11 protein-coding genes are annotated in these 14,741 nt (G+C 25.3%); 2 read left to right on the forward strand and 9 right to left on the reverse strand.

What is annotated here, in order from left to right:
- Positions 1-22: 22 nt before the first annotated feature.
- A complete protein-coding gene (locus B5D11_RS00445; protein ID WP_078681077.1) occupies positions 23-730 on the reverse strand; it encodes a zinc dependent phospholipase C family protein in 708 nt (235 codons plus the stop codon).
- A gap of 41 nt (positions 731-771) precedes the next feature.
- A complete protein-coding gene (locus B5D11_RS00450; protein WP_078681078.1) occupies positions 772-2,088 on the reverse strand; it encodes a PQQ-dependent sugar dehydrogenase in 1,317 nt (438 codons plus the stop codon).
- A gap of 148 nt (positions 2,089-2,236) precedes the next feature.
- On the opposite strand from B5D11_RS00450, the gene spoVB reads away from it, so the two are divergent.
- Positions 2,237-3,745 (forward strand): stage V sporulation protein B, encoded by a 1,509-nt coding sequence (gene spoVB / locus B5D11_RS00455; protein ID WP_078681079.1) that lies wholly within the window; start codon positions 2,237-2,239, stop codon positions 3,743-3,745.
- 10 nt (positions 3,746-3,755) lie between these two features.
- Here spoVB and B5D11_RS00460 read toward each other — a convergent pair whose 3' ends face one another.
- The 5 genes from B5D11_RS00460 to B5D11_RS00480 form a co-directional block, all read right to left on the reverse strand.
- On the reverse strand, positions 3,756-5,369 hold the full coding sequence (locus B5D11_RS00460) for a putative polysaccharide biosynthesis protein (RefSeq protein ID WP_078681080.1): 1,614 nt from the start codon (positions 5,367-5,369) through the stop codon (positions 3,756-3,758).
- A 17-nt stretch (positions 5,370-5,386) separates the two neighbouring features.
- Positions 5,387-6,343 (reverse strand): RluA family pseudouridine synthase, encoded by a 957-nt coding sequence (locus tag B5D11_RS00465; RefSeq protein WP_078681081.1) that lies wholly within the window; start codon positions 6,341-6,343, stop codon positions 5,387-5,389.
- A 197-nt stretch (positions 6,344-6,540) separates the two neighbouring features.
- Positions 6,541-7,707: a M20 metallopeptidase family protein gene (locus tag B5D11_RS00470; RefSeq protein WP_078681082.1), complete on the reverse strand. Its 1,167-nt coding sequence runs from the start codon at positions 7,705-7,707 to the stop codon at positions 6,541-6,543.
- 15 nt (positions 7,708-7,722) lie between these two features.
- Positions 7,723-9,774: a cell division protein FtsA gene (locus B5D11_RS00475; RefSeq protein ID WP_078681083.1), complete on the reverse strand. Its 2,052-nt coding sequence runs from the start codon at positions 9,772-9,774 to the stop codon at positions 7,723-7,725.
- A 97-nt stretch (positions 9,775-9,871) separates the two neighbouring features.
- Positions 9,872-12,073 carry an ATP-dependent helicase gene (locus tag B5D11_RS00480; RefSeq protein WP_242942233.1) on the reverse strand — a complete coding sequence of 734 codons (2,202 nt, stop codon included), beginning with the start codon at positions 12,071-12,073 and terminating at the stop codon, positions 9,872-9,874.
- Between the two features lie 161 nt (positions 12,074-12,234).
- Here B5D11_RS00480 and B5D11_RS00485 point away from each other — a divergent pair, with 161 nt between their 5' ends.
- Positions 12,235-13,713 (forward strand): nicotinate phosphoribosyltransferase, encoded by a 1,479-nt coding sequence (locus B5D11_RS00485; RefSeq protein ID WP_078681085.1) that lies wholly within the window; start codon positions 12,235-12,237, stop codon positions 13,711-13,713.
- Between the two features lie 66 nt (positions 13,714-13,779).
- On the opposite strand, the gene ndk is transcribed toward B5D11_RS00485, so the two are convergent.
- Together ndk and B5D11_RS00495 are read right to left on the reverse strand one after the other, a co-directional pair.
- Positions 13,780-14,187: a nucleoside-diphosphate kinase gene (gene ndk / locus B5D11_RS00490; protein ID WP_078681086.1), complete on the reverse strand. Its 408-nt coding sequence runs from the start codon at positions 14,185-14,187 to the stop codon at positions 13,780-13,782.
- Positions 14,188-14,307: 120 nt separating this feature from the next.
- The gene (locus B5D11_RS00495; protein ID WP_078681087.1) at positions 14,308-14,535 is read right to left on the reverse strand and encodes a hypothetical protein; all 228 of its coding nucleotides are present in this window, start codon (positions 14,533-14,535) and stop codon (positions 14,308-14,310) included.
- Positions 14,536-14,741: the final 206 nt, after the last annotated feature.

Genomic DNA, 14,741 nt, shown 5'->3' on the forward strand with positions numbered 1-14,741 from the left:
ATTCCTCCAAATAATGGAAGAATTATTTTTTATTTTTTATGATATTATAATAATCTAATAAAAATCCAGCTGTACTATTTTGTGCTTCTTTTATTATAACTTCTGCTATCTTTTTATATCTTTCTTCTTTGTTAGTAATATTCATATATTTTAAATATATATTGTTTGCTATAAAGGCATTAGATTTTATATAATCATCTAAATTTTTATATCTTAAAATTCCTTTATCTACAAAAAAAGAATAGTCTGACATAAATCTTTTAATAACCCATATTTCAAAACTTCTATGATTATTTAAAAGCTTATTATTAACATGATGAGGTACTGTCATATCCTGTATTAAATGACATGCAGCACCAAGGAAAAACATTGCTTTATCTAATTGATGAGATTCAATATAAAAAAGAGATTTATTATAATATTTTCTAAATTCAATTAATGCATTGGAAAATCCATAAAGTCCTTTACCTTTGCTAAAATGATAAAAATGATTAGAACTTTTAAAATCTTGATCTGCCCAAGTTACACCTTCATTTAAATATTTTATATTTTCTTTAAAAAAATTATATTCTTCTAAATATCCCTCATTTTTTAAAATTTCTATAGCCTGTATATTAATAAATTTATGTATAGTACAATATGTTTTTAATACTTTTTTCTTTATAGGATTAACTACATTCATCATACTTTTTAATGCTGTTCCATAAGTTTTTTCTAAAGTATATTTCATATAAAAATGCATTCCTTCCTTTGTATAAAGCTTTAATAAAACTATTGTTTCTTTTTACTTATTTTTATAAATTTCCATATTAATATAAAAATAGTTATAGTTATTACTGTTAAAAGATAATAAATAACATTTTTATTAAGTTTAATAAAGTTTTTATTTATATTGTTTAAATATATTTCATAAAGCACTCCTTGATTTTTATCAAGTGCTAATATATTATTATTAAATATTTTCAAACTTGATATATTTGAATTAGTTTTAAAATTTACTATAGGTTGTAAATTACCTGATTTTAAAAATTTATATATTATATTATCTGTTTTATCATAAAAATATATACTATCTTTTTCTCCAATCAATCCTTTGGAATCTATAGTTAAACATTTAATTGAACTTAGTTGTTTATGCTGATAAATTGGAGCTGGTGGATTTGTATTAGGATGATTATCTAATATAAAATTTATTTTTGTATTGTTTTTTCCTTTAAATCGTGGTGATGTTAAAGGATCTCCTCCACTATAATCAGGCCATCCATACCATAAACCTTTTTTTATTTCATATATATAATCAACGTCTCCTTTTACAGGTCTTAATCCTCTATCTTCCATCCCTCCTACAGCTGCTATAAGTTTACCTTCACTATTAAAATCCATACCAGTTACATTTCTTATACCCCAAGCAAATGTTTCTCCATATCCATTGTTTAAATCATAGTGTATAATAGATGCGTTACCCGGAAAATGACCTGAAATTATCTGCCCTGTTTGATTTTTTGTTTTATATGGCACAAAAGCTCCAGTCTTTTCATTTCCAAAACTTCTTCCCTTTATAGTTATATCTTTAGGAGATATATCACAATAAAAAGGATTTTCTTTAATCCACACATTATCAGTTCCTACAACCCCAGAATTAGTTGCAGCTCCTATAGATACGAATATTTCATTCCCATTTATTTTTATAATACTATCTTTGTAGTCTCCGTAATTGGGTAAATTATCTACTAAAATCTTTTTTTCTTTTTTATCTAAATCATAGCAAAAAACTTTATCTTTAGAAAAAAAGTATAATTTTTTATTGTTATATTCTATGGAATTTATATTTAAAGACTTGTCTTTTATTAAATCATAACTTTTGCCATTTTTATCTATGTACTGAATTCTATCCATATATGCTATATAAAAATTACCATTTTCATCAAATGTAAAATCATTTGCATTTATTATACCTTTATATTTTAAATTGTACGCTAAATTTTTATCTTGGATTTCAATATTATAAGTTTTATAAAAATTTTTAAAAATAAAAAACATTATAAAAAAAATTCCTAATATAGATATACCCCTAAAAAATTTTTTCATAAATCCTCCACAAAAATACATAATATATATTTATATATATTTACAAAGTTTTAAGTATATGTATATCCTAAAAATTAAAATAGTAGAATATAATTAAAAAATTTTACATAATTATTAATGTTACACCAATTATGTGGAGTTTTTATATATGAAAAAAGATAGTTTTTTTAAAGAAACACTAGTACTTACAATTTCCAATTTAACAACAGGTATATTAGGTTTTATATTTTCTATAATATTATCAAAAGAACTTGGACCTGAAGGCATGGGATTATATGGACTTGTTATGCCTATATACAATCTTTTTATATGTTTAATATGCGGAGGTATGGTAACAGCAATATCAAAAGTTGCTGCCGTATATTTTAATAAATGTGACTTTAGAAATTTAAATAAATCTATAGAAACTGCTTTAATTTTTGATTTAATTTTATCTATATCAATATCAATTATATTTTTTGTTTTTACACCATTTATAAGTTCTAACATAATACATGATTCTAGAACTTTATATCCTTTAAAAGCTGTTGCACCCGCACTAATTTTTGTTGCTCTATCTTCAATATTAAAAGGTTATTTTTATGGAATATCTAAAGTTAAAATACCTGCTTTCATAGATATATTAGAAAAAAGCATAAGGATAGGTATAATAATAAGCGTTATATCTATGTTTTCTAATCCTGATGTTACAACTACTGTTACTATTGCCTATATAGCACTTTGTGTTGGAGAATTTATAAGTTTTGTTTCACTTTTTATATTTTATAGATTTCATAAAAAAAATATGGTTTATAGTAAATTTAAAAAAGAAAGAAAATCTCAACTTATGTTTGATATTTTAGTAGTGTCTTTACCATTATGTGTAAATGGTTTTTTATCTACAACTTTAAATACAGTTTCAACATTAATTGTACCTAGACGTCTTATAAGTACAGGAATTAAATACAGTGAAGCATTGTCACTTATAGGTAAATTTTCTAGTATGGCTATGTCTATAATAACTTTCCCTATGATAATAATAGGCTCAATATCAACTGTTCTTATACCTGATTTATCGCAAGCATTAGATAAAAAAGATTATTTATCAATGGAAAACAGAATAATTCAAGTATTGAGAATATCTTTTTTGCTAGGTTTAGCTACTCTAGTTATTAGCATAAGTATACCAAATTCTCTTGGTAAACTATTCTTTGGTAGAGATGATCTTGGATCTTATATAAAATTTGCTGCCATAGCAGCTCCGCTAACCTATGTTTCCTCTACTACTTATGGTATATTAAATGGATTAGGAAGGCAGGGAATACTCCTTAGAAATTCTTTATTAGTATCAGTAGAAGAAGTTATTCTTTTATACATATTTACAGGTATACCTAGCATAAACATATTTGGTTTTGGAATAACTCTTATTATAACTTCAACTACAACATTTTTAATAAATATTTATGAAATAAAAAAATATTGCTATATAAATTTTTCTTTTAGTGAAATATTTATATATATTTTATTTAGTATACTTATATATTTTATTATAAATATTGCTAATAATTTAATTCCAAATAAATTATTTACGCTTAAAAATTTATTTATAATATTTTTTACTTTTGCTTCTTTTTTATGTTCTATTTCTGTAATAAGCAAAAAGGAAAGCCTTATTTAGTGCTTTCCTTTTACTTTATTCTATCTAACAAAATTTTGGGTATAAACTTTTTTAATTTTTCTGGAATAATTTCTATTTCTTTTTTGCTTATTCCACCTATTAATATTAAAGCATATATATAAGTAAATGCACCTATAAGTATAGCAACACCTGTTGGAACTATACGAGTTATATATCCTTTAAATATATGACTTAATATATTTTCTAAATTTAATTGTACAATAAAAACTATAACTCCCATGAAAGCTGAAGCTATTAATGGTTTTGAAGCTAAGGAAATTAAGTTATATCTTATTTTCAAATTTCTTTTTATAAGCCTGTTATTCAATAACATAGGTACCAAAAAACCTGCCATACTTCCAAATACTGCTCCTAATATATTTATATTAGGTTTAGCAACTAAAATAAAATTTATAATAATTTTAAGAACTATACCTATTATGATATATAATGTAGATAAATAAAGCTTGCCTATGCTTTGAAGAATTGTAGCCTGTATTTGAACTATTGCCATAAGTACCAAAACTATAGAGCCATATTTTAATAAGTAAGCCCCAGATGAAAATGCGGGATAAATAGTTTTAAAAATTGCTGTACTTAAAACTGCTAGTCCTACTGCTGAAGGTATAGCAATTAAAAAAGTAGTTTTAAAAGCATAATCCACTCCTCTTTTTACTTCTTTTCTATCATTTAAAGCAGCAGCTCCTGAAATAAGAGGCAGTACAGCCGAACACAGAGCTGATATTATTGTTATCGGAACATTAATTAATGTTTGATATTTCCCTAAATAACCATATTTTACATTACCTTCAGTATCGCTAAATCCTGCTGCTAAAAGTCTGCCTTTTGTATTTGAAGCATCTATCAAATTACCAGCATTTTGAGAGCCTTGACTTACAGTTAACGGTAAAGAATAATATAATATTCTTTTAAATAAAGACTTATTAGAATGACGCATAATATCTTTATCGTTATAATCTTTAGGTAATTTAAACTTTTTATGTTTTTTATAAAATTTAATTAAATATAAAACAGAAACAAAAGCTCCTACTGTTGTTCCTACTGTTGCACCAGCACATGCTGCTTCAACCCCATATTTTCTCCAACGGGCAGCAAAAAACAACGAAAAAATAATATTTGCAACCTGCTCTAATATTTGTGATACTGCAGTAGGCTTCATATCACCTCTTCCTTGAAAATAACCTCTATAAGCAGAAGCTATAGAAGTTAATAGTGCAGCAGGAGATAATGAAGCAATAGCTAAATACGCTTTAGGATAATTTGTTATGTTAGCTAGAGCTTTAGCTGAAATAACCATAAATATAGACATAATAAGTCCTATTAAAATCATCATGGCTCTTGCCATTTTAAAAGACTTTATTGCATCTTTATAATTTTTTAAAGCTACAAGTTCTGATACTAATTTTGATATGGCAGAAGATAATCCACTATTAGTCAATATGTATATAAATGCAAATACATTATAAGTAGCATAATATACTCCATAACCATCTTCCCCTATTAAGCCAAGCAAAAAAGGAACATACAGCAAAGATAAAATTTTAACCATCATGCCTGCCGCTGATAACATTGCAAAACCTTTTGTTGTTGACTGCGCTTTCATATATTTCTCCTTATTTTTTAAAATTTAAACACATCGTTTTTTATCTTCTTTAATATAGGAGGCAAACTTTCACCTATAGTTTTGTTTTCCATATAACTTAATTTTTCAGGGCAATTTTTAAAAATAAGTTTATATGCATATAAAAATTGATAATTTAACCCATATTTATTTACAAAAAAACTATTAAGCTTTTTGTCTCCATATTTCATATCTCCAACTATTGGATTTCCTAAATGGGATAAATGAGCTCTAAGCTGATGACTTCTTCCTGTAATTAAATCTAATTCTAGCAAAGAAAAAGTCCCACAACTTTGCTCAGTTTTAACTTTCATAGCTATTTTTTTTGTGTTAGGCATTTTTTTATCAAATATTTTAGAGATGTTTTCATCTTCGTTTTTTGAAATATACGCTTCGTATGTTCCATCATTTATCTTTCCTTTTACAAGAGCTATATAATATTTGGTTATATTTCTTTCTCTTATCATCTCATTTAAAAGCTTTAAACTTTCATAATTTTTACCAAATATAACCACACCAGAAGTGTTTCTATCCAATCTGTTACATGGAGCTGGCGTAAAAGTAACCTCTTTTTCAGGAAGATAATCTCCCTTATCAAAAAGATAAGATAATACATAATCTGTAAGAGTAGGTTCTCCATCTTTTTTATCAGAATGTACAAGTACTCCTGGCCATTTTTCAACTATTACCATGTTTTCATCTTCATAAGTTATCTTTAAATGAGCGTTATCTATTCTTTGAAATTTTTCCTTTTTAGCTGAAGTTTGTATATCAAAAGTTTCAACTATATCTCCTTCCAAAAGAAAATATCTTTCCTTACTCTTTTTCCCATTAACCTTTATCTGACCAGTACGAATTCCTTTATATATAGCAGTTAAAGGTACATCTTTAAGCCATTTTCTTACGAATTTATCTAGTCTCTGCCCTGCTTCATTTGTTCCTATTTCAACTCTCATGTTCTTCACTCCTATTATAAATTTGCAGCTAATTATATGATTATCTCACAAAAAGTCTTTTCATTAAGTATTGACCACTATATGATGTAATAGAAATTTAGAAACACTATAAACTATAAATTCTATAGTAGAAATTAATTTACAGATTATTGTGATTAATCATTATATATATTATAACCTAAAATTTTAAAATAATATTAGGACAGATAATCATATGCTATCTTGCATTGAATTGCAACGCCTATAGGTATAGCATTTTCATCTATGTCAAAAAAACTACCATGTGCAGGATTAATTATTCCCTTTTCTTCATTTCTAACTCCAAGAAAATAAAAAGCTGATGGTCTTTCCATTGAAAAATAAGCAAAACTTTCTACACCCATACTTGGAGATTCAAGTTTTTTAATATTTTCTTTTCCTATTATACTTTCTGCACTATTTTCTAGCAAATTTAATATATCATCATTATTATAAAGACATGGATAACTCTCTTCTATATCTATTATACAGTCTCCTCTCATAGAATGAACTATACCTTCAACAACTTCTTTAAATCTTTTTTTTACATAATTTCTATGCTCACTTTTCATAGTCCTTATAATTCCTGAGATTTTTACTTCTTCAGGTATTATATTTTGAGCAGTACCACCATGTATACTTCCAACAGTTATTACTATTGGGTCAGTAGGAGGAATTTCTCTACTTACTATTGTTTGAATACCAAGTATTACTTGGCTTGCAATTACTATAGGATCAATGGTACTATCTGGATGAGCTCCATGTCCTCCTTTACCTTTTATAGTTATAGTAAAAGGATTAGAAGCTGCATTTACTACTCCTCTCTTTATTCCTATTTTGCCACAATTTATTCCTTCATCTACATGTAGGCCTACAATACAATCTACATGAGGATTTTCTAGTACACCTTCTTTAATCATGAATTTAGCTCCACCTACAGTTTCTTCTGCTGGCTCAAAAAATAGCTTTATATTGCCCTTAAGTTCATTTTTAATACTGTTTAAAATTTTTGCTGCACCAAGGAGTATAGTAGTATGTGCGTCATGACCACAAGCATGCATCTTTCCTTTAATTTTAGATGAATATTCACAATTTTTATTATCTTCAAGTGGAAGAGCGTCTATATCTGCCCTAAGCCCTATGGTTTTATCACCATTGCCTCTTATAATAGCACAAATTCCTGTTCCTGCAACCTCTTTATACTCTATTCCTTCATTTTTTAAAAAAGATTTTATCTTTTTAGAAGTTTCATATTCTTCAAAACCAAGTTCTGGATTGGAATGAAAGTCTCTTCTTAAAATAACTAAGTCTTCTTTAATATTTAATGCTTCTTTTAAAAAATCCATAATAACTCTCCTTTTTTATTCCCAATATATATTGATTTCATCCCCTTGCGAAAGTGTATCATAATAACCTGCTTTTTTACCATTTAAAAGAAGTACTAAGTTTCCTTTTGGCACAGTAAGATCAAAATCTATAAAATCAAATATATCTATAAATATATATTTTTCTTTACCTTTTAAATATGTCTTTTCTCCATTTACTAACACATATATAGTATTATTAGTTACATTTTCATTGTTATAATAATCATTGTTAATATCCTTTTTAGCATATTCTAATTTTTTTTCATAATCATGCTCAAATTCATTTTTAATTTCATTTTCAAATGTTATTATTTTTTTATAAATTCTATCTCCTTCTTTTATAACATAGCTTTCTTCAATTTCTTTTCCGTTTAAATAGTAAATACATTCTTTTTCATTTTCTATTTCATCTTTATATTCTTTTATTGTTTTTGGGAAAATTATTTTTACTTCATCTTTATCATTGATTCTAGCATCAAAATTTACTTTTTTACCATTTATATAGATTAATGGCTCTATATAAGTTAATTTATCATTCATATAAAAGCTTATTGTATTATAGCTATTTATAAAATCTAAAACTTTAGGCGAAGCATCTATGCCATTTTTTGCAAAAATAATTTCTATATTATCTCCTTCTTGTATTTCTGTATCTATACTGCATATTTTGCCATTTACTTTTATTACAGCATTAGTCCCTAAAGTACCAAAAGCAATTCTGCTTACTCCATTTAAATTAAATCTGACATTTTTCCCATTCTTACCTATTAAAACTTTAGGGTTTATCCCAGCTTGTATTAAAGCATCACTTACATTATTTTTATGAGTGTTAAATAAGCTTATTGTATTTCCATTTAATAAAACATCAATAAAATTATTTCCAGCTTTCATCATAGCAGTAAGTGCTATACCAAGAACAGTTACTCCTATACTCCCTAAACTGTTATCTTTACATACACATTGTGTAACTGCTTCTCTTCCTTTTATTGCTATTCTTTGAGGAGGTAAATTAAGTATTTCTGCTAATGTCTCTATAAGAGTTGGTGTATGAGCCCCTCCTCCTACTAAAAATACAGCATTAGGAGCTTTACCTCCATTTAACTCTATTATTTTTTGCCCTATTTCTTCACACATTTTTCTAACTGCTGGTTTTATTATATTTATCACTTCATTACTTTTAATTTCGTTATTTAATCCAAGTACATCTTTATATGTAATTGTATCTTTTGTGTAACATTCTTTTTTAATTTTCTCAGCAGTATTAAAATCAACAAGAATATTTTGTGCAATAATTTCTGTAATTTCATCTCCTGCAGTAGATACCATTCCATACGCACTTATAGTATTTTTACTGCTTATAGCTATATCTGATGTTCCTGCGCCAATATCTACTAAAGCTAAATTTAAAAGTCTGATGCTTTGAGGTATAGCAGCTTCTATTGCTGCTATTGGTTCTAAAGTCAAATTTATAACATTAAGTGATGCCTTTTCCATAACAGAATATAAACTTTCTATAACAGAACGTGGAAGAAAAGTAGCTATAACTTCTACACTTATATTTTCTCCTTTATGTGATAATAAATTAGTAATAACGTAATCATTTAAATAATAATTCTTAACGCTATAACCTACACAATAAAGTTTACCTTCAGTCAGCTTATTTATTTCATTTTCTGCATTTTTAACCGCTGTAAGTTCTAAGCTTCTTATTATATCTTTATCTATTTCTCTTTCATAACTAAGCTTTATATTGCCTCTTGCTGTAGTTGTTTTTAAAAATCTTCCTGCTGCAGCAATTGCTACATCAGTCAAAGTAAAACCAAGTTTATTTTCTAAATCAGATTTTATATATTTTACTTCTTCTGCAACTATATTAATATCATGTATCTGTCCATCCATCATAGCTCTTTCTTTATGTTCTATATAACTTTCATGAATAACATAAAATTTTTTATCTTTTGCTATACCTACAGTTCCTATTATAGAACGAGTTCCTATATCTAAAGCAAATATTATATCTTTAGAATTTATATTTGTAAATTCCATAATTCTTCCCTCTTAAATATTAATAATTTAAAAGCCCATATTCAAAGAACATGAGCATAGAATAACTTTAATAAAATTATATACCAATATTTATCTTTTATCTACATTTTTTTATTATACCTTTATTATGAAGCACTATTATGTCGAATTTTCTCTGAACATTATTTTCAAATTCAAGCTCTATAATATTTTTATCTATAGACTTAATTTTTGCCTTTCCAAAGCTATTATGATAAACCTTATCTCCTACATCATATATTTCATGCAAATGTTCAAAAGTATTTATATTACACTCTTTTATAAATCTTGAAGGTTCTTTAGACTTTCCTCTTATTTTTCGTGGGACACATATAAAAAGATTATCTATAGCTCGTGTCATAGCTACATACATAATTCTTCTTTCTTCTTCTATTATATTAGAAGAAATAGCATTTTTATGCGGGAAAACTTCTTCTATACAATCTATTATAAAAACATTTTTAAATTCCATACCTTTAACACCATGTATAGTACTTAAAATTACATAATCTTCATTATCATCTGTATTCATACTTTTATTTACTTCTCTATCAACATTTTCAATATGCTCTAAAAAATCTTTTATATTGGTAAACCCTTCTGCAGATTTTTTAAATTCATCTAAAATTTCTTCAAGTTCTAATATATTTATTTTAAATTTTAAACTGTAATCTTTTATATAATCATAGTAACCCAAATCACTTATTATAAAACTTATTGCACTTTGCAAAGTCATTCTATTTAAACTATATATATCTTTTTTTAATTTATCTATATTTTTAATTTGAAAAATAGGAATGTCTTTAATATTTTTTATAAATTCAAAACAATCTTCTTTCAAATAAGTCATTTTAATGCTATCTAGATTACTTTTACTTACATATCTAAAAGGTTTATTTATAATTCTTATAAAACTTTCTACATCATCACCAAAAATACTCAATTTAAGATATGAAATCAAATCTTTACATATAAAATGTTCAAAAAAATTATATTTTTTATCTAATAATCTAAATGGTATTTTCTTTCTTATAAAAGCATCTATTAAACTTCTACTTTCTATATTTGTCCTATATAGTATAGCAAAATCTTTATATTTATAATTACTTAAATTTTTAAATTTTAAAATTTGTAATGCTATATCTGAGCTTTGAGAGTTTTCATCTTGATAATTTAATATATCTACAATCTTTTTTTCTTTTTTCCATGATATCATATTTTTATCATTTCTTATAATATTATTTTTTATTAAGTTTTTTGATATATTTACTATATTTTCAGCACTTCTATAATTAGTTGAAAGAAAAATTTTTCTTCCATCCTTAAAATTTTTATCAAAATCAACCATATATTCGGGTTTTGAACCTCTAAATGAATATATGCTTTGATCTTCATCACCAACTCCAAAAATGGAATTATATTTATTTAATAATTTTATAAGTTCAATTTGAATATTGTCACAATCTTGAAATTCATCTATAAGCATATATTTAATACTTTTTCTGTAAAATTCTAAAATATCATGTTCTTTTAAAAACAGTTCTCTGCATTTAATTTGAATGTCATCAAAATCTAATAAATTTTTTTCTTTTTTATATCTTTCATAAAGCTTATAAATTTCAGTAAACACTTCCATTTTTATATTTATATTAAAACTATCTATAGTTAAAATATTGCTTTTAATTAAAGAAATATAATTTTTAACTTCCAAAACTTTTTCTTCACTGGTTTCTCCTAAATATTTCACTAATAATTTAGATATTAATTTATAGCTCTCTGAATTTTCTATTATATTTATTTTGCCATAATATTTTATTAAAATTTTATAAAACAATCCATGAAATGTTCCAAAAAAAGGTATAGATTTACCTTTATAAAGCTTCATAAATCTTTTTTTCATATTAATTGCTGCAGATTTAGTAAAAGTTATTACTATTATATTTTCAGGCTTTACTCTCTTTTGACACAAAATATATTTAATACGCTTTTTTTCTATATCATTAATTAAATCTCCGTGTAAATATTTTTCTAAAATTTTTATATCTTTCATAGTTATGTTTTCTGGAAAGTATTTGCTTTTGTATATATTTCCATATTTTACTAAATAAAACACTTTATTAATTAAAACAGTAGTTTTGCCTGAACCAGGACATGCTAAAACTAGAGTATTTCTATTATTACTTAACACTGCTTGTCTTTGTTCTTTATCTAAATGTTTAAATTCTTTTTCTATTATTTGATCTCTAATAGTAAAATACTTGCTTTTTAATTCTGAATCCATAATAAAAAATCACCTTATTTGTTTTATATTTTAAATTATTGACATAAAAATAAATTTTACTCATTTTTTAAATTGTATATTTTAAAAATCTATTGTAATAATTACTTTAGAGGATTAAAATAATTATATCTATATATAAATTACTTATAGGAGAGAATATCATGGAATATATAAAAAATTTTAACATAAGAAACGAAAGAAATCTAACTATGCTTGTTGATTTTTATGAATTAACAATGGCAAATGGATACCTTGATAATAATGTGGGAAATAAAATTGCCTATTTTGATATGTTCTTTAGAAAAGTACCAGATGGTGGTGGATACTGCATAATGGCTGGAGTTCAACAGCTTATAGAATATTTATCAAATTTAAAATTTACTAAAGATGATATAGACTATTTAAAAAGCAAAAATATTTTTTCAGAAAAATTTCTTGACTATTTAAAAGATTTTAAATTTAGTTGTGATGTTTGGGCAGTTCCAGAAGGAAATCCTGTATTTCCAAATGAACCATTAGTTATTGTAAGAGGACCTGTTATTGAAGCCCAATTTGTAGAAACAATGATTCTTTTAACTATAAATCATCAAACCCTTATAGCAACAAAAGCTAATAGAATATGTAAAGCTGCACAAGGACGCCCTGTAATGGAATTTGGTTCTAGACGTGCTCAGGGTTATGATGGTGCTATATATGGGGCTCGTGCTTCTATAATTGGAGGATGTTCTTCTTCTGCATGTACTATAGCTGAAGAAATGTTTGGAATTCCTGCATCTGGTACTATGGCTCATAGCTGGGTTCAGCTTTTCCCTACAGAATATGATGCATTTGTTGCTTGGGCAAAAACTTATCCTGATAATTGTACTCTTCTTATAGATACTTACAATGTATTAAAATCAGGTCTTAAAAATGCTATAAAAGTATTTGATGAAGTATTAAAGCCTCTAGGATTTAGGCCAAAAGGAGTTAGAATAGACAGTGGAGATATAACATATTTAACCAAAAAATGTAGAGAAATACTGGATAAAGCAGGCTATGAAGATTGCCAAATAATTATTTCTAATTCTCTTGATGAATTTATAATAAGAGATGTCCTAACTCAAGGTGCTAAAGTAGATGCTTTTGGCGTTGGCGAAAGACTTATTACAGCTAAATCAGAACCTGTATTTGGGGGAGTTTATAAACTTTCCGCAATAGAAGAAAATGGAAAAATAATACCCAAAATAAAAATAAGTGAAAATGAAGAAAAAATAACAAACCCAGGATTCAAAAAAATATATAGAATATTTGAAAAAAATACTGATAAAGCCATAGCAGATTTAATAACTCTTCACGATGAGATTATAGATGAGAGTAAACCTCTTGAAATATTTGACCCTGTTTACACATGGAAAAGGAAAAAAGTTAAAAATTACTATGTAAAAGAATTGCTTGTGAAAATATTTGATAAAGGCGTTCCTGTATATGAAAGCCCTAGTGTAATGGAAATAAAAGAATATGCTAAACAAGAAACGGAAAAGCTTTGGTCAGAAGTTTTAAGAATTGAAAATCCACATAGTTATTATGTTGATTTATCTACAAATCTTTGGAAATTAAAACAAAGCTTGCTACATCAATATACAGATGAATATGAAGAATAAATAATATGTAAATTAAATTATTTAATACTAGCAAACTTATTAAAATAAAGATGGCTTTTGCCATCTTTATTTTAATTCTGGAAACCATATTTTTATTTCTCTATCTGCATTTTTTAAATTATCAGAAGCATGAACAAGATTTCTAGTTTTATCACATGAAAATCTGCCTCTTATACTTCCCATATCTACATTTAAAGGGTCTTTATTTCCATTTATTTTTCTAACAATTTCTATTGCATTATTACCTTCAATTACAATAGCACATAATCTTTCTTCTGTTATATAATTTATTAATTCATTAAAATATGGTTTTTCTTTATGTTCTTCATAATGTTTTTCTGCAATTTCTCTATTTGCCTTTATCATTTTTAAGGCTATAATATTTAAATTTTTTCTTTCATAAAAACTTATTATTTCACCAATAAGTTTTCTTTTAACCCCATCAGGTTTAATAAGCACAAGTGTTTTTTCCATTTCCCCTCCCAAATACATAATATTGTTAAATAATATTATTGATATTTTGACACAAATATTAATAAATATTCACTTAATTATTAATATTTTAAGTAAACATATATTTAACAATATAAATTTTTAAATATATTCTCTTTCTTCCATATAGTAATCCTCTATTTCTTTAATATTTAGTCCATGTTCACCAAAAAAATCGTATTCATATAACTCTTTAAGTTTGCTAGATTTATTTTTTGTTAAAGTTTTAAATGGACATATGCCATTATTTTCTTCCCAATTATAAAATACGCAGTCATTAAAGCATTCAACTTCATTCTCCCCATTGCTTAAAAAATAACACGCTGACATACAATCTACCCCCAAAATAATTAAACTTTTATTTCATTATAATGTAAACAATATCAAATTTGAAGAGATTTTATAATTTTTTACTATTTATTAACATTCTATCTATTGAAAATTTATAAAAATATTTATAAGTAACACTTTTAAGTTTTTATTCATATAATACTAATATATAAGTTATTTAATAATTTATATAAAATAACTTATAT

The sequence above is a fragment of the Clostridium sp. USBA 49 genome, from assembly GCF_900167505.1.
GTDB lineage: Bacteria > Bacillota > Clostridia > Clostridiales > Clostridiaceae > Clostridium_AT > Clostridium_AT prolinivorans.

Bases quoted from the DNA above. Each gene is read 5' to 3' on its own strand.
- B5D11_RS00445 (WP_078681077.1), bottom strand. From the start codon at position 730: ATGAAATATACTTTAGAAAAAACTTATGGAACAGCATTAAAAAGTATG.
- B5D11_RS00450 (WP_078681078.1), bottom strand. From the start codon at position 2,088: ATGAAAAAATTTTTTAGGGGTATATCTATATTAGGAATTTTTTTTATA.
- spoVB (WP_078681079.1), top strand. From the start codon at position 2,237: ATGAAAAAAGATAGTTTTTTTAAAGAAACACTAGTACTTACAATTTCC.
- B5D11_RS00460 (WP_078681080.1), bottom strand. From the start codon at position 5,369: ATGAAAGCGCAGTCAACAACAAAAGGTTTTGCAATGTTATCAGCGGCA.
- B5D11_RS00465 (WP_078681081.1), bottom strand. From the start codon at position 6,343: ATGAGAGTTGAAATAGGAACAAATGAAGCAGGGCAGAGACTAGATAAA.
- B5D11_RS00470 (WP_078681082.1), bottom strand. From the start codon at position 7,707: ATGGATTTTTTAAAAGAAGCATTAAATATTAAAGAAGACTTAGTTATT.
- B5D11_RS00475 (WP_078681083.1), bottom strand. From the start codon at position 9,774: ATGGAATTTACAAATATAAATTCTAAAGATATAATATTTGCTTTAGAT.
- B5D11_RS00480 (WP_242942233.1), bottom strand. From the start codon at position 12,073: ATGGATTCAGAATTAAAAAGCAAGTATTTTACTATTAGAGATCAAATA.
- B5D11_RS00485 (WP_078681085.1), top strand. From the start codon at position 12,235: ATGGAATATATAAAAAATTTTAACATAAGAAACGAAAGAAATCTAACT.
- ndk (WP_078681086.1), bottom strand. From the start codon at position 14,187: ATGGAAAAAACACTTGTGCTTATTAAACCTGATGGGGTTAAAAGAAAA.
- B5D11_RS00495 (WP_078681087.1), bottom strand. From the start codon at position 14,535: ATGTCAGCGTGTTATTTTTTAAGCAATGGGGAGAATGAAGTTGAATGC.